A 21481-nucleotide genomic window follows, 5' to 3' on the forward strand; every position below is an offset into this window, starting at 1 on the left:
AATTATTTAGTTGGATCATAAACTTTAAATGGTTCGTGATATTTATCGTACCCGAACTCTAAAATTAATTTCGTTAAGGCCTGAATCTGTTTTTTCATATCTCCACCAAGAATTTGTGGATCCATGGCCTCTCCTTCTTCCCAAAAGTTTGGCATCGTGGTCCCGGGCAAGATCGCTTGAGGATTTGATAACCATTTTGAAATCCAAGAAGGTCTTAGACGTTTTTTAGCATAATGTAAATCAGGTGCCAATTCTTCACCTCCGGCAACGAATCCACCTGCGTGACAGGAAGTACAATCATAAGATTTAAATAAGGCCTTCGCTGCTTCTTTTTCGCCTGGCTCCCAGATTACTTTTTCAGGAATCTCAATAAAAGTAGGACGTTTAGATTTATGTTGGAACATGGCCACAATTGCATTTCGTTCATCATCGGTCATATTGAAAGAAGGCATTCTAATATTTAGCCATGGTCTAATTACGTGAACATTATTCAAGAATTTAAAAAACCAGTCGGACTGAACCCTATGGCCTTCACCAACCAAGCGTGGTGGCCCGGCGTTAATATCTTCTTGTTCAAAAACAGGGAGTATGTCACCGAATCTTCCATCGACTTGGTGACAACCTACACAGTTGAATTTATGAAGAACTTTCATACCTTCAACAACTTTCTGTTCATCTGCATTATATAGTCTCATACCACTCAGTGGTATAGGATCACTTACTTGACCTAGCAGTGCGACTGTAATTGTTTTCGCCTCATTCTCGGTCATGTTGAAATTAGGCATTCTGAGAAGATCTTTAAATGGTTTATCAGTTCCACCATCCCATTGTCTTGGATTCAAGAGATGGTTATATATCCACGCATCTCTTTTATGATCGATTTTGACATGTCCAAAAGCAAATTGTTCAACTGGTTTTGAACCAACATTTGTTAATTCTGGCCCAATGGGTGCCCTATCATCAAAGCCTTTTAATGAGTGGCAAGAGTAGCAACCGTACTTGCCTACAGTTCTTTTCCCTAACTCAATTGTTTTGTCATAATCTGACATATTTGAAAGTTTTCCTTTGGCAACATCAATTGTGTCAAAGGCGGTAAGATATGTTGTTAGCATTTCATCTCTAAGGGATGGATCCAGTCCTTCAAATTTTAATCGTTCAAATTTCTCATTTTTTAGAGTCATCAAAAAGGCAGTAATATGATTGGCCTCTTCTTTAGAAAGTCTAAATGAAGGCATTATGGTGTCTTTTTGGTAGTGCGAGGGCTTTATGAGCCAAGAAATTAACCAATCTGCTGAAACTTTTGATCCAGTCCCAGTCAAGAAAGGACCTTTATATGCATTTACCTTGTTGTTGATATCGTCTAGGCCTTCAACTCCATGACAGGCTACACATCCGACTTTAGAAACAAGCTCTTTTCCTTTTTCAGCATTTCCACCTGTATATTTTTCAAATGGTTCATATTTTTCAGAGATAGAATATACAAATTCAGCAGCAGCATTGATTTCAGTAATATTTTTATTTCTAAATTCTGCCTGAGTATTATTTGATTGATTGAAAAACGAAGGCATTTTTGCATGTTTATTGAATGATTTAGGATCCCATACCCAGTTTTTGAAAAATTCTTTAGAAACTTTACCTGCAATTTTTTCTAAGCTAGGTCCTGGTTTTCTTTTATGTTCCCAGCCTTGAATTTTGTGGCATCCGTAGCATCCAAATTTATCAATATTTCTTCTTCCTTCGTTGAGGACTGTAGCTTCAGGAATATACTGAACATCTTTATGACATTTTATACAAGAGGCCTCAGATTGTGATTTTTTCAACATAGGTTTAGCTATTTTATGGGGAGCATGCCAATGATATTTCTGTTCCCATAATTTTTGCTGCTCAGGATTCTCTGGAGTATGTGCAACGGCCGAGAAATCTCTTAGTCTGTGCCCTTCTCCATCGTGACAACTTGTACAACCTGTTTTTTTCATTGGGTGCGGAGAATTAAGTCCAACCATAAGATCTAGTTTTGGGTGGGTTTTATGTGGGTTGTCTTCTTTTTCATACCCAGGTTTATCTATTTTAGTGTGGCATGTAGTGCAAAATTCCTTTTTGGGAACCTTTCTAAAATAAAGATCATCAACGTAATCATTTAAAACGAGATAGTTAACCTTAATGGTTGGATCCATATAATCTACAAAAGGAGAATTTCTAAGGACAAAAAGAGGATTGATTTCTGTCTTTTTCAAAGCAGAATTCAATAGATCTACTTTCATAGTCATTTTTTCGATTTCTTTTGAGATTGAAACTTGTGCAGTTCTAAGATCAGCTAGAACATTTTCAAGTCTTTTTCTTTCGAGATCGTATTCTTTAATTTTATTTTTAGATTCTGCAAAAAGTGTTTTGTATTTTCTAAGTTTTTCATAAAGCTTTGGAGCTTTATGGTCGTGGTGCGCGTGAGCCGTTTCATACTCAAATGTTAGAGCGGCAACTTCTGCGTTATATTCACCGTTTTGAATATTTTGTTTTTTGATATTTTTTATCAGAGTTTCATATTCTGATTCGTATTTTTCAATTTCTGCTTTTTTTGATGCGACAGTTTGCTTACCTTTTTCAAGATCCTTTTTTAGTTGATCAAGTTTAATTGGATCAATTTCTTTTTTTGCTAAATCAATATTTTCCTGAATTTTTTTACGCTCAATTTGCATTGCCTGTACTTGGACTGCTTTCCAAGGTCTGATAAAATCATCAAGGAAGACCCAAATGACAACCATAAAAAACGTGATAGATAAAACTGCAAAAAATTTATGCAGTTTTTTCATATCATAGGCCATACCTGGTTCATGTTTTTTATTCATTATATTACCCTTTCGTCGTATTTTTTTATAAGCTCAGCTCAAATTCTGGCATTGCAATGATATATTTTAATCCAATGATCCATCTTAAAAACATTTTTATAGGTAAACTCATCATAATCACTGCAAGATAAACAAAGATGTAGTATCTAATAATTCCTGTTTTATCGATCATAGAAAGACCCCATTTTGATTTTGATAGTAAGGCGGGGATACCAAAAAGATAGCCTAGAGTAAGAACGACTCCTAGAAATTCTCTCGCAAAAATATTTTTTGGCATAGAGGTATTTAAAATCTTTATCCATAGGATTTCTGAAAGATTGATATTATTACCGGCCACAACCTTATGGAAATCCCAAAATTCGAAAGGCCCATAAAATGTCCAATTAGGTCCTCTTAGGAATACACCAATTAAGATGAGATAAATCCAAAGGGCCAGCCAACCAAAAAGAAATGAAGTAATGGCCAATTTTCTATCTGCAAAACAAAAGTACCCATTCCCTTTTGGATTAGTATCAATATAAGGAATCGAGATAAGACCTACGATGATAATTCCAGGAAGAACAACCCCGGCCATCCAAGGATCAAAATAAACGAGCATTTCTTGAAGACCTAAAAAGTACCAAGGAGCTTTTGCTGGGTTAGGTGCCCAAGTTGGGTTTGCTGGTTCTTCAAGGGGGGCCTTAAAAACAATGGCCCACACAATAAGAAATATAGTTGTAGCAATGATGACAAAAAGTTCTGTGTAGACAAGGTTTGGCCATGCCCATACTTTTTCTCTATTTTCGGGAGTCCCTTCGATTGGTGGTAGTCCCTGTGCAATTCTCTTATCGTTTTCAGAGGCCTTATGAAGAGAAAGCCAAGTTGTGAAGAAAACAAAGAAAATTAAAATGATGATAGGAATATTATCAGGAGTAGTAATAATATTATAAAAGTTAGCATCAGATACAAACCAGTAAATGACTGGTAAAGATGCAATAGTTGTCCACATTGCAAATTTTTTAGATCCTACGACGTGGTAATATTTTATCATCATGAAAAATAGAACCATCACGGCCGGAAACGACCAGATCGGATCAGAAACAGTGTTTACAATTTCCTTAATAAGCATATAACTTCCTTCTAATTAAATAGAGCTCTTCATTACAATGGGGCAGAAATTCCGCCATCCTTTCTAACTCTCCAAAAATGTATTGCTATAAGTACACCTACAACCAGAGGTATAAAAATACAGTGAAGAATATAAAATCTTAGAAGTGCGGGTTCTCCAACAAATCTCCCGGCCAAAAGTTGGAAACGAACATCATTTTTATCAGAGACCATTACAAAATCTCCAATTTGAGCAAGACTGGCCCCTGGTCCACCATGTCCAAGAAATGGAGTAGCTTTGGCCATATTAGAACCAACAGTAATGGCCCAGATGGCAAGCTGGTCCCAGGGAAGAAGATATCCTGTAAAGGATAGTAACAGGGTTAGGACGAGTAGGATGACACCAATTCCCCAATTAAATTCTCTTGGTGGTTTATATGATCCTGTCATAAACACGCGAAACATGTGCAACCAAACAGTGATAACCATTGCGTGCGCACCCCATCTATGAATTTCTCTCATAATTCCTAAGGGCACATGTTCTTTTAGAGCGATAATATCGTGAAAAGCATATTCTGCAGTTGGTCTATAATAGAACATTAATAGAACACCAGTTACTGTTAGGGCCAAAAATATAAAGAAAGTTAACCCACCCATACACCAAGTGTAGCCAAGTTGAACTCCTGATTTTTTTAATTTTATAGGATGCAAATGAAGAAAGACATTGCCTGCAATTACAGCTGCTCTATTTCGAGCATTAGTTGGTGGCCCATGTCTAAATATAGATTTCCAAACTTGCGTCTCTCTCACTTTATCAGCAATACTTTTTCCTGCCATGACTAACTTTCCTTAAATTTGGTTAAAATTAAACTTCAATAAATGAACTTGGATTAGACCATTGTCCTTTTTCTTCTCGAAATATTTTGGTTTTATCAACAACAATTTTTCCTTCAGGATTTAAAGCAACTTTGTAGCGTTCTAGTGGACGAGGGGCAGGTCCTTCGAAGTTGACTCCGTTCATATAATATCCTGAACCGTGACAAGGACATTTAAATTTTAATTCAGCTGGAAGCCAATTTGGAATACAGCCAAGATGTGTACAAATATTAGAGAGTGCTACGAGTTTTCCTTCTTGTTTAACCATCCACACACCATATTTTTTCTTCCATCGTTCATCAACGCCATTGTCATAATCAATTGGTTGACCTGCAATAAATTCCATTTCTGGTTCAAAATTTACGTTTGGATATAAGAATCTAAATACTAAACTGAGAAGTCCTGCGGATGCGGCACCAAAGGCTATCCAACCCATAGTAAAATAGCTAAAGAATTCTCTTCGGTTTAATTGTCTTTTTTCGTCACTCATTGAATCGACCTTTTAGAAATAGTAATATTATCTAATCAAAAAAATGTGAAATCGGTATCTAAATTATGTAGGATAATTACCTAATTTTTCAACTCTTTTAGTACGTCTCTGGCCATAGAGACGACTTTCACATTTTTATCATCATTAGAAATTTTTTCTATAACGTCATTAATATCATTCCACCTGGCCTTTTTCAACGCAGATAAGACATTCATTTTTAACGCATAGACTTTCTCTTGATTAAATTCACTTTGCACCTGTGGCGCTGAGTCTAAAAGAAGGATTTCTTTAAGTACGGGGATTGCCTTTTGAAATTTATGTTCTATGAGTGAAGTTGCAGCAGAATACTTTAGAAAACGTTTTTTGCTTTCTAGAAAGGGAACTATTTTCGAGATTTGGTCACGATTTCCATGTCGACCAATGGCAAAGATGGCCAGTTGTTGAATACCTTGATCAGAATCTTCTAGGAGGTTATTCAATATAGTCCAATCAAACTGAGTGCCCTTTGGCATATTGCTAATAGCAACTAAAGAATGAAATTTTACATTCCCTTCTTTTTCATTAAGTCCATTTTTGAATATTTCCAAAGAAGTTGTTTGGGCCAAAGTTCCTAGAGTGACGATAAGAAATTCTTTTGTTCGGTGGTCGTTAGAGCTTCTGTAAATTTCTTCAAGTTTAAGGGCCAACCAAGGGCGTTCACTTTCGGGAATATTTTGGGAAGCAATTTGTTTAGACAATTCATAGGCAGCAATCCATCTATTTCCAAATGTTTTGGATTGTAAGTCGTACACTAGATCTTTGTATGTTTTTCCGGTTGAAAGCATCTGCGTCACACCAAAGATGATTAACGCTCCTACCAATACAATTGCTATTGGTACAACCAAACTTCCAACGAAAGAATTCTCGAGGATATTTTTTCCACTTTTTGTATTTGAAATACTGGCCATGCTAACCTCACTCTTCTACGCGTCGTAACTTCTTGACGGCCTATGTGCATTATGGCACTACACGCTAGTAAATTCGAAGTCTCTTCGATATCAAAATGCTTCAGTTATGACAATTGAATTGCGATTTTGCATAGAGTTTTCAAACGAACTCTATTTTAACAAGGTGTATAATATGGCCTATCTTTTAAGAGCACTCATTCTCATTATGTTATTTGGTATTTTTTTGACAATTGCTTTAGCACACAAATTTATAAATTTAGAACTTGGTCATATTCAAATAGCAATACCTACATTTTTATATACAATTTTTGCTCAGGCCTTTGTGATGTTTTATTTTATAGGAGTTGCTAGGCTTGTAAATAACATTGATCATTTGCTTAAGACAAAATCAAACCTGCATGAATTGTTTGAGGACGCCCCTGAAGATTTGACTCCATATATGAAAAAAGTAGATAAATATGTTTATGATTCGAATTTAGCGAAAAGGCAGACAATTCCATGGACGATGATGATGTTGATATTGGGTATGATTGCTTTTTTTCTTGGAGGAGCACACGATACAGGTCTTGTTCCTAAAACAATTCATTCTGGAGTTGTTTATGGTTTTAGTGCAGCTGTAATCATTGGATTTGTAAGACAGTGGTATTATCTTGGAAAAACTCATATCCTACTTAGAAGGATCAAGGGTCTATTTTCAATTCCAGATGGGCAGATGTAGTGACCAAAAATCTAATTTTTGATTTTGACGGTACAATATGTGACTCTTATGATGTTTTTAAGGAATCCTTCCTTGAAGTTTGCAAAAAGTATAAATTAAATGCGAGTGTGTTTGATTTGGAAAATGTACGTGAACTATCAAGTGAAGAAATTCTTAAAAAGCTAAATGTTTCGTGGTGGAAGCTCCCTTTTATTTTAAAAGATGGGCGTTCTGAAATGTTTAAAAGAAGAAGTGAATTAAGAATTTTTCCAGGAGTAGAAAAAATTCTTCCTCAGCTTGCAAAAGATTTTAATCTTTTTATCGTCACTTCAAATAGTCATCAAATAGTTACTGAAGTATTAAATGATCAAGCTAAATATTTTAAAGAAATACATGCTGGTCGTGGCCTAACTAATAAATCAAAGAGTATCAAAAAGATAAAAAAAAATTATCCTGCCCACGAAAATTATTATATTGGAGATGAAGTAAGAGACGTCAGATGTGCTCATCGTTCTAGTGTTATGGCGATTGCTGTGACATGGGGATATAATTCAATACATAGGTTACAAGCTTTAGAAAACGTTGCACTCATCAACAATCCGGCCGAACTTTGCACCAATTTTAAAAATATAAAAAAATCATAATTGATTATTTCTCTATTGTTAAAATATCAGAATTTGAAATAATTTCCCAATGCTCATTTTCGCAAGATTTGATGGTCTTGCATTCTGGGCCAGTAAATGTGGTAAGAAGTAAATTTATTTTTTCATTAATCTTGGGCATTTTTGTGATATTTTTTAATTTTATATTTTTAATACCTAAATCTACTTTGCAATATTTTGTATTAGAATTTATAATTTCTATAATTTTGACTTTTAAGTAAATCTTGTCTTTATCGAAACCTAAATTTCTAGCAGTATAAGAGCATTGATGAAATTCCATCGTTTCTGAAAAAAGCGAATACGAGAAAATAATAAACGTCAGTTTAATAACAGTAATTAAAATTCCTAAGTTCATATACTCTTTATCCAAATAAAGACTTTCGTCATCCCTGGAGGGTTTTGGCCCCTTGTTCTTGATTCATAAAGAATAGAATCTTCCACATCCATTGCTCTAGATAGAAACTCTTTAAGATTACTTCTTGGTACAAAAAGATTATAATATATGCCTCCGGGAACTTGCTTCCCTGGTTGCACCTTACCTACAGCTTCAGCATTATATTGTTTTAAAATTTTGTTTAGTGCAATTTTAGATTTATATGTATCAACAGATTTCATCATCACGCGATAAACTTTCTTATTTCCAAAACGAGTATCCCTATATCCGCCCTTTTGTTCTTCTTCAAAATCTGATTGTTCTAGATCAGCTGTTGCAAAATCTTTTGGTAGAGCGTCCCAAGAAGTCAAAACAACTTCAGATTCAACACCAACCCTTTCTTCTTCTTCGAATTCAAGTAGTTTTTCGTCTTCAGCAATCTCTTCTTCAATATCTTTGAATTCTACATCAGCAATATCCAAAGTACTGTCTGTTTCTTCTTTAAACTTAAGTGTTTTATCTAGCCATAAAAACTGTGGCTCATAGATACTAATTTTATCGGCCAAATATTTCTCATAGTAAATATTTAATTCTTTTACGCCCCATAACAAAAAAATTGCAATTATTGAAATTAAGATAAAATCATAGAGAACCTTAAACTGTTTAGATATATTTTTTCTAGATTCAACTCTCATTAAAGAAAACTTTTCATTGGAAAAATCTTTTCTCATTTGTTCAGAAAAACTGTCCCAAATTTCATAGAGTGTTATTTCCATAGAGAGCATTACATCATCTTCATTCGGCCCAAAAAAATAGTTTGGAAGATTTAGCTTATTGCTTAAAAGTTCGTAGTCAACTCCAAGATTTTTTGATGCCATATTTCCTATTTGAAATATGTTTGAAAAAAAATGTTCATACTGAGGAAATTTATCGATAAAAAAATCTCTGAGAATACTTGCAATCTGTGGTAATTCAATTTGAGTTGCTAGTCCTAATCCATAAACGGATATTTTTTCAGTGATAAATATATGGGCCAGAAACATCTCTCTAAGCCATCTAAACCATGAACTTAATGGCCCTATTTTAGCATATTCTTCTGCATAATTTAGTCGGTCAATCATCTCTTGAATTGTTAAACCTTCTTTGAAAAAAAAAGTCCAAAATGATTCAAATTCTTTTTCAAATCTCCCTTGCCAGGTAAGACCTTCAAGATTTAGATTCAGCCACTTTCGAAAATCTAAGTTTTTTTGTTCAGTAAGAATGATGTTTAAATTTTCTTTTTTAATGCTCATGTGACTTAATATTAGTACTTTATAAGTACTATGGATAGAATTTTCCTACTATCGGGCCTTGTTCCTAAAAATTATAATTTATCTTATATCGGCCAATTTTGGCCGTAAACCAATGTTCAAAGGTTCTTTCTCATGTCTGAGCTTAGTACAATTAAGGCCAATAGGGCCAAAGAACTTGAAACCAAACGTCATTATTTGGAAATAACTAAGCTACGTCAAGAAAATGCAAAGCAATATAATGAAACTGTAAAAGAAAATGAAAAGAGAATGGAAAAGTTGGAAAACGATTATGATCTCCAACTCGGTCAGATGGAAGTCGAATTAGAAAAAAAAATCGATGAGATGAGAGAGAAGCATCAAATAAGAATGACAACAGAACAAGAAAGATTAGACTCTGAACTTAATCAATTAAAATTGGCCCATCAAGACCGCGTTGCTGAATTAGAAGAAACTCAAGGCAATCAAATCGATGACCTTATAGAGAATCACAAAAATACATTAGAAAATGCAAAGCAAAAATTTGAGAAAGAAAAATCTAAATGGGATACTTAAGTATCTGCAAAGGAGATTAGATGTCTAATACCACTCCCCAAAACGGTGTTTTTATAAATGGTAAAGCTCAAGTTATTGAAATGCTCAAGTATATGGATGAAACTGAAAAATCAAGAATTTTACAACTTATAAGAATAAAGAACCCCACATTGGCCGAAGAATTATCGCAGGAAATCTTGACCTTTGAATCTTTAGATAAAATAGATATTCAATTATTAAGAAAAGTTTGCTCTAACATACGCCCTGAAATTCTTGGAATAGCACTAAATAGTATGAATCAAAATTTTCAACGTTCTATTCTTTCTAAAATTGATAGAAACTTTGCAGGGGAGGCCTTTAAGACAATGCAGGCCAATTTAAATTCTGAGCAAATTAGACGAGCACAGAGCAAAATCTTATCAATAATCTCTCAGGTTACTCTTAAACATAGAACCGGCATAAACTAAAACATCTAGACTCAGCTCTTGAATTAAGAGATAATTTCCCTATAAAAAATTTGGAGATAATATGCTTAATTTTAGTTACCCATTATCAGTCGTTCTTCTCGATGATGATCCGATGATACACGCTATCATGAAAAAATATCTAGAAGGTCTTGAGCAATATGAACTGACCTGTTTTACATCTCCTAAAGATGCATTGGATTTTATTAAATCTAAAGGTGCTGAAATTGCAGTAATTGATATCAATTTACCAGATATAAAAGGCCCAGAAGTATTGAGACAGATCAATGCTTTTGGACATGGAACAGAGTCTATTATCATAACGGCAAATGATGACATGTTGAATTTCACAACGTGCTACTCTCAAAAAGCTAATAGCTTTTTATTCAAACCACTTAAAAAAGAAAGTGTCCTCGAAGAAATTGAGAGATGTCGTGAGAACTTATTGAGATGGAATGGTGTTTTTATAGAAATGATGAAAAGAAAAAAAGAAAGAAAGAGTCTTTAACAATGCTAAAAATAGAATATCCCTTAAGTGTTATACTCATTGATGATGATAAAGATACACTCATATTATTAGAAAATTTTCTCAAAGGTGAAATTGATTATAAAATATTTAGCTTTACTTCACCTAAAAAAGCACTCGAACATATTGAACATCATGGTGCTCAAATTGCCATTGTTGATATCAACATGAGTGAAATGCCAGGGCAAGAGGTTTTGGAAAAAATTCACAAGATGGGACATGGAACGGAAGTTATCATTATTACAGCAGAAGACAATCTCATAAATTTCACGTCATGTTATCGAAAAAAAGCTTCTAGTTTTATTTTTAAACCGATCAAAAAAGAAATCTTTTTGAAAGAAATAAACTACTGTCATGATATTATAAAAAAATGGAATACAGTGTTTATGGATATGATAAAACGAAGGCATCAAATTAAATAAATATCAGACTTTTCCTAACAAACTACCGTGTCTTAGTCCTCTAGTACTTATTATGTATTTTTCAATATCCAACTTTTTAGCAATAGAATTTGCAATAAAAGAACCAGCAGCTATTGTAAGACTCCTTTTTCCTAAAAATGGATATTCCGCCAAAATCTTATCTGAATGAGAATACATTAATTTCTCAGTAAGTTTTTGGAGTGTTTGGGCAGTTAATAAAGAATTGTGAACTTTTATTTCATCATAATCTTCCAAGTTTTGAACAATTGTGGATAATGAGGTCATAGTCCCTGCAACAGCAATAATAGAATCGCTTTTATATGGGTTGAGATCATAAGAGCTTAAAATTTTTTCAACTTCAACTTCATGAATTCCTTCATCCATCCACTCCTTTACTTTTACTGCTCCAATTGGCATGGAAATAGAATGTTCAATCTTAAAGGGCCCAGTAGAACCCAAAATCAACTCAGTACTTGCTCCTCCAATATCCATGATGACAAAATCGTGAAGATGCCAATCAATACAAACCCCTATGGCCGTATAGATGGCCTCTTGCTCTCCTGATATAATCTGAATGTTTAAATCTAAATCCTTATGAATTTTTTCAAAAAACTCTTTTGCATTTTTGGCCAGCCTTGAGGCCTCTGTTGCTGTAACAGTAATATCCTTAGCATCTATGCCTCTTAACCTGCAAAGTTCACAATATTCTTGTAATGCCTTGTGAGTTAGGTCCATCGATTCTAGATGAAAAACTCCTGTTTTTTGTAAACTTCGACCTAGTTGAGTGACACGATGAAAATTTTCTTCAGAAATTATTGATCCATATTGAACTTCGGCAATTAAAAGTAATGTCGTATTTGAACCTATATCAATTGAAGCTTTTTTCATTAGAACAAACCTTTTAAAAGTTTCTTTGTATCAATTGATTTGAGCTTCTCTTTTAATTTATCTTTTATTTTATCTTTATTTTTATCAATTAACTTCTTCCCTTGAGTTTTGGCCGCACTTTTTGCTAACATTTCAAGTGTATAAGTATAATCGAGAGATAAACCAAAACCTTTTCCAACCAGTTTTACTGGTAATTTATTCGTTCCAATATCTTTTTTTAGAGAGTCTGCTATTTTTTTAATATTAATGATGAACTCGCCCTTTAGCTGTCCCTCTTTGTCTCCAAGGGGATAGACGTGTCCATCTCCCTTAAAAATTAAGTCATCATTTTTAGCATGAAAGTTCATACTTTTTATATGATAATCGTCGTGTTTAAAATTTCCCATGAGATTTAGCTTATCAAAATCTCCCTTCAAGTTTTCAATATCTTTCAATTTATCCTTAATGAATTTCACTTTTTGGAGTTTTTTTATGTATTCCCCAATATTCATACTTTTTAACTCACCATTGAGAACATCAACGTTCACATCTACATCATGTTTAAAAGAATCTGTAGATAATTCTACACTTCCATTGACATCTCCTGAAGCAACTCCTGTTACTTCATTAATCACAGAAGGTAAGAACGCTTTCAAAGAATCTAGATTTAAGTTTTTTAGATTTAGATTAAAATTATCTTTCAATTCATTATTTTGACCCAAGGTTGTAGTATTTTGGATAACCCCTTTCCCCTCAGAAAAAGAAAATTTCATTTTATCAGTTTTTACAATGTTTTTTTCAATCTCAATATTTCCTTGAAATTTAAAATCTTCATTTCCGATTTTAACTTTGTCAAATAGTATACTCACTTTAGCAGGAGGAAGAAATGGAACTGGAACTTTAGATTTTTTTATTTTTTTATCTTCTATGTTATTTTCATCACTAATTTGAGGATTATTATTTGTACTATCTTGTTTAGTTTCCTTATTTCCATTTTTTTTATAAAGAGTTTTTTGGATAAATTCTTGTCCAATATTTAAATTGGTTCCTGTAACGTTAACAGTTGTTAATGGTAGGTTTTGTGGATCTAATTTGGCAATGTCTATTTTATTTAATACATCTACATTTATCGCTCCATCGAAAACTTTTATTGTGTTATTAAGAGAAACGAGTTTGGGTTTAAGTGCAAAATTTGATGAAAATTTTGCATCGACTCCATTGGATGAGATCAAAAGTTCAGGGAAAATTTTCCCATTAATATTTGGGGTAATATTCTTTCCCTGTACCTTTAAATTACCATTAAGCGAAAGCTCAGATTTACCTAAGCTTATTTCTGAAATATTTAAACCAGTGTAACTCATAATCTCAGATAAATATAAGTTAACGATCAACTCTTTAATGTCTAAATTACCATCTTCAAATATAATTTTCTGTTTACTGCTATTTTTTTGTCCGATTGTTGTATCAATGTCGGCCGTTATTTTTTGAGTATTGAGATCCATCACAACACTGACTTGTGAAACTAAATTTGGAATATTAAATTCACTTGGCGTAAGTTTCGTATTATTTACCTTAATAACGACAGTACTTTTAAGTGGTTTTTTTTGGATCAATTCAGACGAATTGACTTCTCCGATGATCAGAAGATCAGTCGTTAATGTTTGACCATTAGTATTTAGGCTTACTAAACTTGAAATTTCAAAAGCAGCATTTGAAAATGCTCCTAAATTTCCAACAATAATTTTTGAAAGATTTACCTTTCCAGTTTGTCCGTCTTTAAGAAAATATTTAACTTCCATGTCTACTAATTTTAAATTTAGCTTTACCGCTGCTAAAAATGTTGGAATCTCTGGCCCCGAATTTTTCTTGCCCGGCCTTTGTTCTTTACTCTGTGTATTAACCGAGGGTTTTGAATCTTCTTTTTGAGATGTTTGAACACTTTTTTGACCACTTGAACTAGTTGCTAAAGTATAGGACCAATTATTTTCTTTTTTTGTTTCTTCGAAATTAATTTTTGGACTTTTAATAATTATTTCTGCAGTACCTCCTCCCATAAGAATTGACCAAAGGGGAATATATACTCTTACATCAGAAACATCAAAAAGATCTCTCTTAAAATTTTTCTTGGCCTTAAGTTTAAAAGAATTAACCTTGAATTCAATCGAAGTTCCAATGCCTAATTGAATCTCTCCTATTTCAACCTGTGAATTTGGAAATTTATTTTCAATTTCAGTCTTGGCAATTTGTCTTATTTCGTTTGTATCAATTTTACTAATAAAATAAAATACAGCTCCCACAAGTATGATGAAAATTGACGCAGCAACAACTAGCCCAATTTTTAACTTTGAACTTTTCATGTAATCTCCGAAGAATTATTCTGAACTATGCATTCAGATCGTTATAGATAGATTTTAATGAATGTAGCAACTTATAACAAGGTAAGAGGTGCGAATTTAACCATAAATTTCTTTTTGCTCCCATCTCTAAATTTTATTACAACTTTCTCATCTGGCCCTGGACTTGAGGACTCTAACACAATACCTTCCCCGTATAAAGAATGTCCTACTTTTGAGCCTTCAGGATAAGTAGATTTTAAAATCTTCTGTTTCTCATGAGTTGTTTGCCTGACAATGTAAGATTCTTCATTAAAGGAGCTTTCTTGTGAAAAATCATTCCAATCGTCATCATAAGAATTTTCGTCATTAAAATTGAATTGTGAACGTTTTTTTCCTTCAATTTTCCAATCATAATACTTGTTTGGAATTTCATTCAAAAAACGACTTGGGCCATTAAACTTAATTTGTCCAAAAAGCATTCGTCCTTGTGCAAAAGTAAGATAGAGTCTTTTCATGGCCCTTGTCATGGCCACGTAAAAAAGTCGTCTTTCTTCTTCTATCCCTATTTCGCCGTTATCCATACTTTGATAGGATGGAAAAACATTTTCTTCTAGTCCTGTTACAAAAACGTAGGGGAACTCAAGACCTTTAGCTCCGTGAATGGTCATCAATGCGATTTCCCCTTCATCCTTATTATCCCCTTCTCTTGATTGATCTAAAGTAATTGTTTCTAAAAAATTAACTAGCCTATTTGAAGAATTAATTTTTTCAAACTGTTTAATTGCATTTCCAAGTTCTTCTAAATTTTCTATTCTGGCCTGTGATTCGTAATCTTTTTTTTGAATCAGTGAATCGTAGTAGCCAGATTCATGCATAACTTTTTCAAAAATGATAATACATGATTCATTTTGTTCATTCATTGCACGACATTCATTAATCAAAGATGAAAAATTTGATAACGCAGACTTTACCTTTGCACTTAATCTAATATGTGAAAAATCTTGAGAATTCTCACATAGTGAACTAATGATTTCCCACAACGTTGAATTTGACTTAATTGCTTCTTCTTCAATTTTTCTTAGAGTCGTTGTTCCTATTCCTCTCGCAGGTACGTTTATAATTCTCGATAAGGCCAAAGAATCCTTCTCGTTAATTATTAGTCGCATATAGGCCAAAATATCTTTGACTTCTTTTCTTTCGTAAAATTTTATCCCCCCGACTATTCGATATGGAGTATTTGAATTTCGAAGAGCGTCTTCAATCAATCTAGATTGTGCATTGGCCCGGTAAAAAACGGCAATATCATTTAAAGGAACGCCAGAAGATATCAACTTATCGATTTCAGAAGCTACAAACTGAGATTCTTTTATATCATTTTCACATTCTCTAATTTGTATTGATTCACCATTTTCATTTTCAGTCCAAAGTTCTTTTCCTTTTCTTTGAGAGTTTCTTTGAATCACATGTGATGCCGCTTCAATAATATTTGCAGAAGAGCGGTAGTTCTGTTCTAGTTTCAATATTTTTGCTTCAGGGAAACTTTCCTCGAATTCTAAAATATTCCTAATATCTGCGCCTCTCCAAGAATAGATACTCTGGTCTTCATCTCCTACAACGCATATATTCCTATGGATGAGGGCCAGTTTTTCAACGAGCTCAAATTGTGCTCTATTTGTATCTTGATACTCATCTACTAGAATATATTTATATCGATTCTGATAACTTTCTAGAACATTTGGATAAGTTTCAAATAATTGAATTACAGCTGTGATAAGTCCACCAAAATCAATGGCATTTGCTTTATGAATCTCTGTTTCATATTCTTCGAAAAAAGTATAATAAGCATCATCTTTTTCTAATTCATAATCAATTTCTATTTTATTTTCCCGCCCCAAATAATGACCAAGATGTTTGAGTGAAGAGAAATAATTCATAATTTCAAATGGTGAAACTTGTTTAGTGTTTAGTCCATGTCTACCCATGATAGATTTAACAACTGATTTCGATTCAGAATCATCATATATTGTAAAACTTCGACTTAAACCAAGATAGTTTGCTTCATTTCTTAAAAGTCTTGCACAAAATGAATGAAATGTTGTTACTTGTAGTGCTCCGATATCAACTTGAATAGCAGAAGCAATCCTCTCTCTCATTTCTCCGGCCGCCTTATTTGAAAACGTAAGGGCCAGTACTTGATAGGGACTAATATTTTTTTCTTCTATCAGATAACCCATTCTTGATACTAGTGTTCTTGTTTTTCCTGAGCCAGCTCCGGCCAAGATCATTACAGGGCCTTCAGTTTCTTTTACTGCTAATTTTTGTTGCCTATTGAGCTTATTGATATCAAACAAAACTACTCCACAGTTACTGACTTGGCCAAATTTCTGGGTTTATCAATATCTGTTCCTTTATACTTGGCCAAATAATAAGAGAGTAATTGACCTACAACATTTGTATAAAGTGGCGCCAGATCACCTAGCCCTTCAAAATTTAATGGAATATAGTAATTACATGATTCACTTAATTTCTGATCATTTTTAGGGCCAATTCCAACGATTATTCCTTTTCTAGCTTTCACCTCTAATAAGTTTGAATATGTCTTATCATAAAGCTCAGGTCCAATAAAAGCGATATTCACCATTTCTTCATCAATGAGTGCAATTGGCCCGTGCTTCAACTCTCCTGCCGCATAACCTTCAGCATGGACATAGGCAATCTCTTTTAGTTTTAAGGCGCCTTCTAATGCCACTGGAAAATATATTCCTCGCCCCGTAAATATATAACCCTTATTATTTGATATCTCTTCAGCAATATTTTTAATTTTTTCTATATTATTTAGTAGTTCATCAATTCTATCAGCAAGAAGAGAATAATCCTTAAGTACTTTTTCCTTATTAATTTCTCCGGCCAAAGCTTGAGCATACAAACGTCCAGTCAGAACTTGTAGAGTAAACGCTTTTGTAGATGCGACTCCTATTTCAACTCCAGCATGAATGAGTAGATTGAAATCACAGTCTCTAAAAAGAGTGCTGCCATCGACATTCACAATAGAAATTGTTTTTAAATTATTTTTCTTACAAAGTTCCTGTGCAGCTAATGTGTCAGCAGTTTCCCCTGATTGTGATATAAACAGGCCTAATTCTCCATTATTAAGTAATGGATTGCGGTATCGAAATTCACTGGCCAAATCTATCACAGTTGGTACTTTTGAAACTGTTTCTAGATAGTTTTTTATAATTAGTCCTGCGTGCCAAGCTGTTCCACAAGCAGAAATATGAACAAGACTTGGTCTAAATTCACTGACGGACTTAAGGCCTTCTAGACCTTTGTCTGATAGATATTTCTGGGCCAAGCTACGAATTAACCCGGGTTGTTCATAAATTTCTTTTTGCATGTAATGATCAAAATGACCCTTGTCGGAAACTTCAAGATTTCCTTCTTCTATTTTGTGCAAAAATCTTCGAGATTCTCTTCCATCAAGTTCAAAGAATTTAAGAGTTGATTCACCATTAATTTTAAGTTCGCACAAAACTTCATCTTCTGGAAAATAAATATCTGAAACATGTCCAACCAAGGCATATGGATCCGAAGAAACCATTAAATTATTTGTTTTTGAATTTTTTCCACAGACAAGTGGGGCAGATTTTTTTATCGCAAAAAGTTCATTTGATTTATCATTGATAACAACTAAAGCAGAGTTTCCTTCTATTTTTTTAAATGCGCTTACAATAGCATCTTTCAAATTACTCCCACTTTTTAGCTCGAAGGCCAAAAGACCTAAGAAGGCCTCAGAATCGGTTTCTGTATGAAAGATAATTCCTTCACTTTCTAAGTCTTTTTTAATTTCATGAAAATTTTCTATAATTCCATTATGTACAATTGATACATGTGGAAATTCATCGAAAAAGTGTGGGTGAGCATTTTTATCATTTACGATTCCATGTGTGGCCCAACGAGTGTGTCCAATTGCAATATGTGAAGATGTTGTATGATTTTTTAATTCGCTAATCAGGTTTTCAAGTTTTCCTTCTTTTTTGACGACTTCAAGTTTTTGCCTTTCATTTTTGAAGCAAACTCCAGCGGAATCATAACCGCGATATTCCAAACGGGCCAAACCCTCAAGTACAATGTCCACAGCATTCTGAGGACCTAAATACCCAACTATTCCACACATAATGCACCCCTTCAAAAGTTGAGCTCAAATGTATCATACCAATTGCATTTATTAAACAAAGTTAACTGGCCTAGGCCCGCTATGACAACGTTTCATAAGTTTGTTTAATAAACTTAATTAGTGTAAGTTATTGGTATTGTTTGTCATTCAGGCCCTATAGGATTGATACTTAATCAAAAAACTCTAATCCTGTTTTTGATCTAATATATTTCAAAACTCCTTCTTTAGAGACCATCCATTTTCTTTTAGTTATGACTACACTCAACCACAAAGCCACTGATGGACCTTAATTTTTTTGAGTAGATATTTTTACCAAATTTAATATCTGTAAATACTAGAGGCCCAGGTAAAGCCCGAACCAAAAGCAGCTGAGGCCACAAGCATACCTGGTTTTAGAATACCTGCTTCAAGAGCGTCTCTCATCCCTAGAGGTATGGTTGCTGCAGTAGTATTTCCATATTTTTGAATTGTGTTGAAGACTTTAGTTTCATCGACTCCTAGCATTTCACCAACTTTTGAGTTGATTCTTAGGTTTGCCTGATGAAACAAAAAAAGATCAATGTCATCAACAGTATATCCTGAGGTTTCTAGGGTTGAAGAAAGACTCTCGGCCATGCGTTTGGTTGCATGAACAAAAACTGTTCTCCCATTCATGTAGGGATAGTGCAGTCCTTTTTCAATCATATCTGCATTGATGCGTTCTCCATCAGGAAAACCAGATCCTGGTGCCGGAATCCATAGTTCTTTTGCATATTGTCCTTCAGCGTGTAGCTGACAGTGAATAATATGTGAGTCTTGTTTTTCATCTTCAACCTCAGTGGGTTGAATGATGACGGCCCCTGCAGCATCGCCAAAGAGAACAGAAACGGCTCGACCTTCGGGTGTTTTATCAAGAGCTTTTGAGTGAACTTCTGATCCAACAAGTAAAATATTTTTATACTTTCCTGTTTGAATAAAAGAATCGGCCATAGACATACCGTATATGAAACCAGAACATTGTTGTCTAATATCAAATGCTGGAACTCCCGGGATGCCAAGTTTGGCCTGCAAAAAACATCCTGAACCAGGAAAATCGTGATCGGGACTTAGAGTAGCAAATATAATCAGGTCGATTTCTTCTTTTTGAATTTTTGCATCATTAATTGCAGCAATTGAGGCCTCACATGCGAGATCTGAAGTAGAGGTATTATTATCAACCCAATAGCGTTGTTCTATGCCTGTTCTTTGTTGAATCCACTCATCTGACGTATCCATCATTTTTTCTAAGTCTGAATTTTTAACAAGTTTTGGAGGGACATATGCACCAACGCCAGCGATTTTGCTTCTTACCATAATGAATTCCTTTTATCTTAACTACACAGTATAGGCCTCAGAGAATCTATGGAAAATATGCTTTGTGTTAATTGAATTTTAACTTTTTAAAAAGTTCAGGTAGAGTAAAGTATTACAAAAGGAAAAATTATGCCTTCTGCTCTTTTAACTTTCATAAAATTCTTGTCGAGGCCTCTTTTTGATATTGGTGGGAATTCAATATCAGTGATTACAATTTTTGTTGCAGTTTTATTATTCTGGTCAAGTACTTTTTTATCAAATCTGAGTGTGAAGTTGACCTATAGAATTCTTAACAAAGCAGACCTTGAAAGAGGTGTGAGAGAGTCATTTGCAAAAGTATCAAAATATCTCACTTTATTTTTAGGAATAATGATTTCACTAAGTGCCTTAGGTTTCAATCTCAATTCAATTGCTGCGATATCAGCTGTACTTGGTGTGGGGATTGGATTTGGACTGCAAAATATTACTCAAAATTTTATGTCAGGCTTGATTATTCTTTTTGAACGTCCAATTAAAGTTGGTGATTTAGTTGAAGTAAATGGTGTGTCAGGACGAGTTGTAGAGATCAATTTTAGATCGACCCTTATTCACACGAGAGATGATGTAGCAATAATAGTTCCAAATTCAAAATTTATTGCAGAGCAGGTAGTGAATGAAAGTTTTTCGGGAGAAAAAATTAGGCTACATTTGAGGGTGGGTGTTGCTTATGGAACAGATGTGCAAAAAGTTAAAGAAATTCTATTAAAAATTGCACAGGAAAATGAGGGAGTCCTTATGACTCCTCCACCTAGTGTAATATTTGAAGATTTTGCAGATTCGAGTTTAAATTTTAAATTAAGAGTTTGGGTGAAAGAGTTGTGGACAACTGAGGATATTTTGTCTGAATTAAGGTTTCAGGTGGATAAAGCTTTTAAAGAAAATAATATATCCATTCCCTTTCCACAAAGAGATGTGTGGATTAAAGAACAAAAAAATTAGGCCCAGACATGCTTGAACCTAATTATTATATGCTTGAATGTAGAGTTCCAGATGAAGTTGATGATATTGCTCGTCTTAAAGCAGTTTATATTAAAGATTTAGGTTCATGGCGTATTGGTAAATCATTTACAAAAGAGCTACCCAATCCTCTTCATATTTTCATCAAAGAAGGATATCCCGATACTCTTCTTGAAATGTACAGTAATGATGCTCTTATTATTACCAAAAGAATGTATAAGGTACTTTTAGAAAATGGCATTAATAATATGGATGCTTATCCATGTGTTATTTTGAATAAAGAAACTGGTTTTAAGAGTCTTGATTATATTGCCATTAATTTAATTGGACTAATCGAATCAGTTGATCTGGAAAAATCAAAAATATTGAATCAAAACTCTTCTCAAAAAATTGATTTGGATTTTGAAGGTGTAGTCATAGATGAACTCAAGGCCAAAAATCATCTTATGTTTAGACTTGCTGAAAATACAAGTGCAATTGTAGTACACAAGAGTATTAGAAACGCACTTCTTGAAGCTGGATTTATCATGTTAACTTTTGTTGACCCTGAAATTTGGATAGGTTGAA

20 protein-coding genes are annotated in these 21481 nt (G+C 33.8%); 8 read left to right on the plus strand and 12 right to left on the minus strand.

All coding sequences use genetic code 11. The annotated features are described in order from the left end of the window. Positions 1 to 2: 2 nt before the first annotated feature. The 5 genes from H6622_02110 to H6622_02130 form a co-directional block, all read right to left on the minus strand. Positions 3 to 2843: a c-type cytochrome gene (locus H6622_02110; protein ID MCB9060297.1), complete on the minus strand. Its 2841-nt coding sequence runs from the start codon at positions 2841 to 2843 to the stop codon at positions 3 to 5. Between the two features lie 25 nt (positions 2844 to 2868). After that, positions 2869 to 3951: a hypothetical protein gene (locus H6622_02115; protein ID MCB9060298.1), complete on the minus strand. Its 1083-nt coding sequence runs from the start codon at positions 3949 to 3951 to the stop codon at positions 2869 to 2871. Positions 3952 to 3983: 32 nt separating this feature from the next. Then, entirely contained in the window at positions 3984 to 4766 is a 783-nt protein-coding gene (locus H6622_02120; protein ID MCB9060299.1) for a cytochrome b N-terminal domain-containing protein, read from the minus strand. A 28-nt stretch (positions 4767 to 4794) separates the two neighbouring features. Beyond that, positions 4795 to 5295: a ubiquinol-cytochrome c reductase iron-sulfur subunit gene (locus H6622_02125; protein MCB9060300.1), complete on the minus strand. Its 501-nt coding sequence runs from the start codon at positions 5293 to 5295 to the stop codon at positions 4795 to 4797. 80 nt (positions 5296 to 5375) lie between these two features. Next, on the minus strand, positions 5376 to 6242 hold the full coding sequence (locus tag H6622_02130) for a HEAT repeat domain-containing protein (GenBank protein ID MCB9060301.1): 867 nt from the start codon (positions 6240 to 6242) through the stop codon (positions 5376 to 5378). A 172-nt stretch (positions 6243 to 6414) separates the two neighbouring features. On the opposite strand from H6622_02130, the gene H6622_02135 reads away from it, so the two are divergent. Further along, positions 6415 to 6960 carry a hypothetical protein gene (locus H6622_02135; protein ID MCB9060302.1) on the plus strand — a complete coding sequence of 182 codons (546 nt, stop codon included), beginning with the start codon at positions 6415 to 6417 and terminating at the stop codon, positions 6958 to 6960. Next, on the plus strand, positions 6960 to 7583 hold the full coding sequence (locus H6622_02140; protein ID MCB9060303.1) for an HAD-IA family hydrolase: 624 nt from the start codon (positions 6960 to 6962) through the stop codon (positions 7581 to 7583). The genes H6622_02135 and H6622_02140 overlap by 1 nt, the downstream gene beginning before the upstream one ends. 4 nt (positions 7584 to 7587) lie before the next feature. Here the strand turns inward: H6622_02140 and H6622_02145 are convergent, their stop codons facing one another. Then, positions 7588 to 7956: a hypothetical protein gene (locus H6622_02145; GenBank protein ID MCB9060304.1), complete on the minus strand. Its 369-nt coding sequence runs from the start codon at positions 7954 to 7956 to the stop codon at positions 7588 to 7590. Next, complete coding sequence (locus H6622_02150) at positions 7953 to 9266, minus strand: hypothetical protein (GenBank protein ID MCB9060305.1); 1314 nt, start codon at positions 9264 to 9266, stop codon at positions 7953 to 7955. Before H6622_02150 ends, H6622_02145 begins: the two co-directional genes overlap by 4 nt. A 132-nt stretch (positions 9267 to 9398) precedes the next feature. On the opposite strand from H6622_02150, the gene H6622_02155 reads away from it, so the two are divergent. The 4 genes from H6622_02155 (at position 9399) to H6622_02170 (ending at position 11209) form a co-directional block, all read left to right on the plus strand. Next, the gene (locus H6622_02155; protein MCB9060306.1) at positions 9399 to 9818 is read left to right on the plus strand and encodes a hypothetical protein; all 420 of its coding nucleotides are present in this window, start codon (positions 9399 to 9401) and stop codon (positions 9816 to 9818) included. 20 nt (positions 9819 to 9838) lie between these two features. Further along, positions 9839 to 10264, plus strand: coding sequence for a hypothetical protein (locus H6622_02160; protein MCB9060307.1), 426 nt, complete (start codon positions 9839 to 9841; stop codon positions 10262 to 10264). A 61-nt stretch (positions 10265 to 10325) separates the two neighbouring features. Further along, positions 10326 to 10769 (plus strand): response regulator, encoded by a 444-nt coding sequence (locus tag H6622_02165; GenBank protein ID MCB9060308.1) that lies wholly within the window; start codon positions 10326 to 10328, stop codon positions 10767 to 10769. A gap of 2 nt (positions 10770 to 10771) precedes the next feature. Next, a complete protein-coding gene (locus tag H6622_02170; protein ID MCB9060309.1) occupies positions 10772 to 11209 on the plus strand; it encodes a response regulator in 438 nt (145 codons plus the stop codon). Positions 11210 to 11212: 3 nt separating this feature from the next. Here the strand turns inward: H6622_02170 and H6622_02175 are convergent, their stop codons facing one another. The 5 genes from H6622_02175 to H6622_02195 all read right to left on the minus strand — a co-directional run bounded on the left by H6622_02175 (position 11213) and on the right by H6622_02195 (position 19918). Continuing rightward, on the minus strand, positions 11213 to 12097 hold the full coding sequence (locus H6622_02175; protein ID MCB9060310.1) for a hypothetical protein: 885 nt from the start codon (positions 12095 to 12097) through the stop codon (positions 11213 to 11215). Next, a complete protein-coding gene (locus H6622_02180) occupies positions 12097 to 14433 on the minus strand; it encodes a hypothetical protein (GenBank protein ID MCB9060311.1) in 2337 nt (778 codons plus the stop codon). The genes H6622_02175 and H6622_02180 overlap by 1 nt, the downstream gene beginning before the upstream one ends. A 71-nt stretch (positions 14434 to 14504) precedes the next feature. After that, positions 14505 to 16763, minus strand: a complete 2259-nt coding sequence (locus H6622_02185; protein ID MCB9060312.1) for a UvrD-helicase domain-containing protein — start codon at positions 16761 to 16763, stop codon at positions 14505 to 14507. Positions 16764 to 16765: 2 nt separating this feature from the next. Continuing rightward, positions 16766 to 18586: a glutamine--fructose-6-phosphate transaminase (isomerizing) gene (gene glmS, locus H6622_02190; protein MCB9060313.1), complete on the minus strand. Its 1821-nt coding sequence runs from the start codon at positions 18584 to 18586 to the stop codon at positions 16766 to 16768. A 318-nt stretch (positions 18587 to 18904) separates the two neighbouring features. Then, the gene (locus H6622_02195) at positions 18905 to 19918 is read right to left on the minus strand and encodes a ketoacyl-ACP synthase III (protein ID MCB9060314.1); all 1014 of its coding nucleotides are present in this window, start codon (positions 19916 to 19918) and stop codon (positions 18905 to 18907) included. A gap of 129 nt (positions 19919 to 20047) precedes the next feature. Between H6622_02195 and H6622_02200 the strand changes: the two genes are divergently transcribed. Together H6622_02200 and H6622_02205 are read left to right on the plus strand one after the other, a co-directional pair. Continuing rightward, entirely contained in the window at positions 20048 to 20896 is an 849-nt protein-coding gene (locus H6622_02200; protein MCB9060315.1) for a mechanosensitive ion channel, read from the plus strand. A gap of 8 nt (positions 20897 to 20904) precedes the next feature. Then, on the plus strand, positions 20905 to 21480 hold the full coding sequence (locus tag H6622_02205; protein ID MCB9060316.1) for a hypothetical protein: 576 nt from the start codon (positions 20905 to 20907) through the stop codon (positions 21478 to 21480). Position 21481: the final 1 nt, after the last annotated feature.

It is taken from the genome of Halobacteriovoraceae bacterium (genome assembly GCA_020635115.1).
GTDB lineage: Bacteria > Bdellovibrionota > Bacteriovoracia > Bacteriovoracales > Bacteriovoracaceae > JACKAK01.

Excerpts from the sequence above, each read along its gene's own strand:
- H6622_02195 (MCB9060314.1), bottom strand. The coding sequence starts at position 19,918 with ATGGTAAGAAGCAAAATCGCTGGCGTTGGTGCATATGTCCCTCCAAAA.
- H6622_02175 (MCB9060310.1), bottom strand. The coding sequence starts at position 12,097 with ATGAAAAAAGCTTCAATTGATATAGGTTCAAATACGACATTACTTTTA.
- H6622_02155 (MCB9060306.1), top strand. The coding sequence starts at position 9,399 with ATGTCTGAGCTTAGTACAATTAAGGCCAATAGGGCCAAAGAACTTGAA.
- H6622_02205 (MCB9060316.1), top strand. The coding sequence starts at position 20,905 with ATGCTTGAACCTAATTATTATATGCTTGAATGTAGAGTTCCAGATGAA.
- H6622_02160 (MCB9060307.1), top strand. The coding sequence starts at position 9,839 with ATGTCTAATACCACTCCCCAAAACGGTGTTTTTATAAATGGTAAAGCT.
- H6622_02180 (MCB9060311.1), bottom strand. The coding sequence starts at position 14,433 with ATGAAAAGTTCAAAGTTAAAAATTGGGCTAGTTGTTGCTGCGTCAATT.
- H6622_02130 (MCB9060301.1), bottom strand. The coding sequence starts at position 6,242 with ATGGCCAGTATTTCAAATACAAAAAGTGGAAAAAATATCCTCGAGAAT.
- H6622_02150 (MCB9060305.1), bottom strand. The coding sequence starts at position 9,266 with ATGAGCATTAAAAAAGAAAATTTAAACATCATTCTTACTGAACAAAAA.
- H6622_02125 (MCB9060300.1), bottom strand. The coding sequence starts at position 5,295 with ATGAGTGACGAAAAAAGACAATTAAACCGAAGAGAATTCTTTAGCTAT.
- H6622_02170 (MCB9060309.1), top strand. The coding sequence starts at position 10,772 with ATGCTAAAAATAGAATATCCCTTAAGTGTTATACTCATTGATGATGAT.
- H6622_02135 (MCB9060302.1), top strand. The coding sequence starts at position 6,415 with ATGGCCTATCTTTTAAGAGCACTCATTCTCATTATGTTATTTGGTATT.
- H6622_02145 (MCB9060304.1), bottom strand. The coding sequence starts at position 7,956 with ATGAACTTAGGAATTTTAATTACTGTTATTAAACTGACGTTTATTATT.
- H6622_02110 (MCB9060297.1), bottom strand. The coding sequence starts at position 2,843 with ATGAATAAAAAACATGAACCAGGTATGGCCTATGATATGAAAAAACTG.
- H6622_02200 (MCB9060315.1), top strand. The coding sequence starts at position 20,048 with ATGCCTTCTGCTCTTTTAACTTTCATAAAATTCTTGTCGAGGCCTCTT.
- glmS (MCB9060313.1), bottom strand. The coding sequence starts at position 18,586 with ATGTGTGGAATAGTTGGGTATTTAGGTCCTCAGAATGCTGTGGACATT.
- H6622_02120 (MCB9060299.1), bottom strand. The coding sequence starts at position 4,766 with ATGGCAGGAAAAAGTATTGCTGATAAAGTGAGAGAGACGCAAGTTTGG.
- H6622_02115 (MCB9060298.1), bottom strand. The coding sequence starts at position 3,951 with ATGCTTATTAAGGAAATTGTAAACACTGTTTCTGATCCGATCTGGTCG.
- H6622_02165 (MCB9060308.1), top strand. The coding sequence starts at position 10,326 with ATGCTTAATTTTAGTTACCCATTATCAGTCGTTCTTCTCGATGATGAT.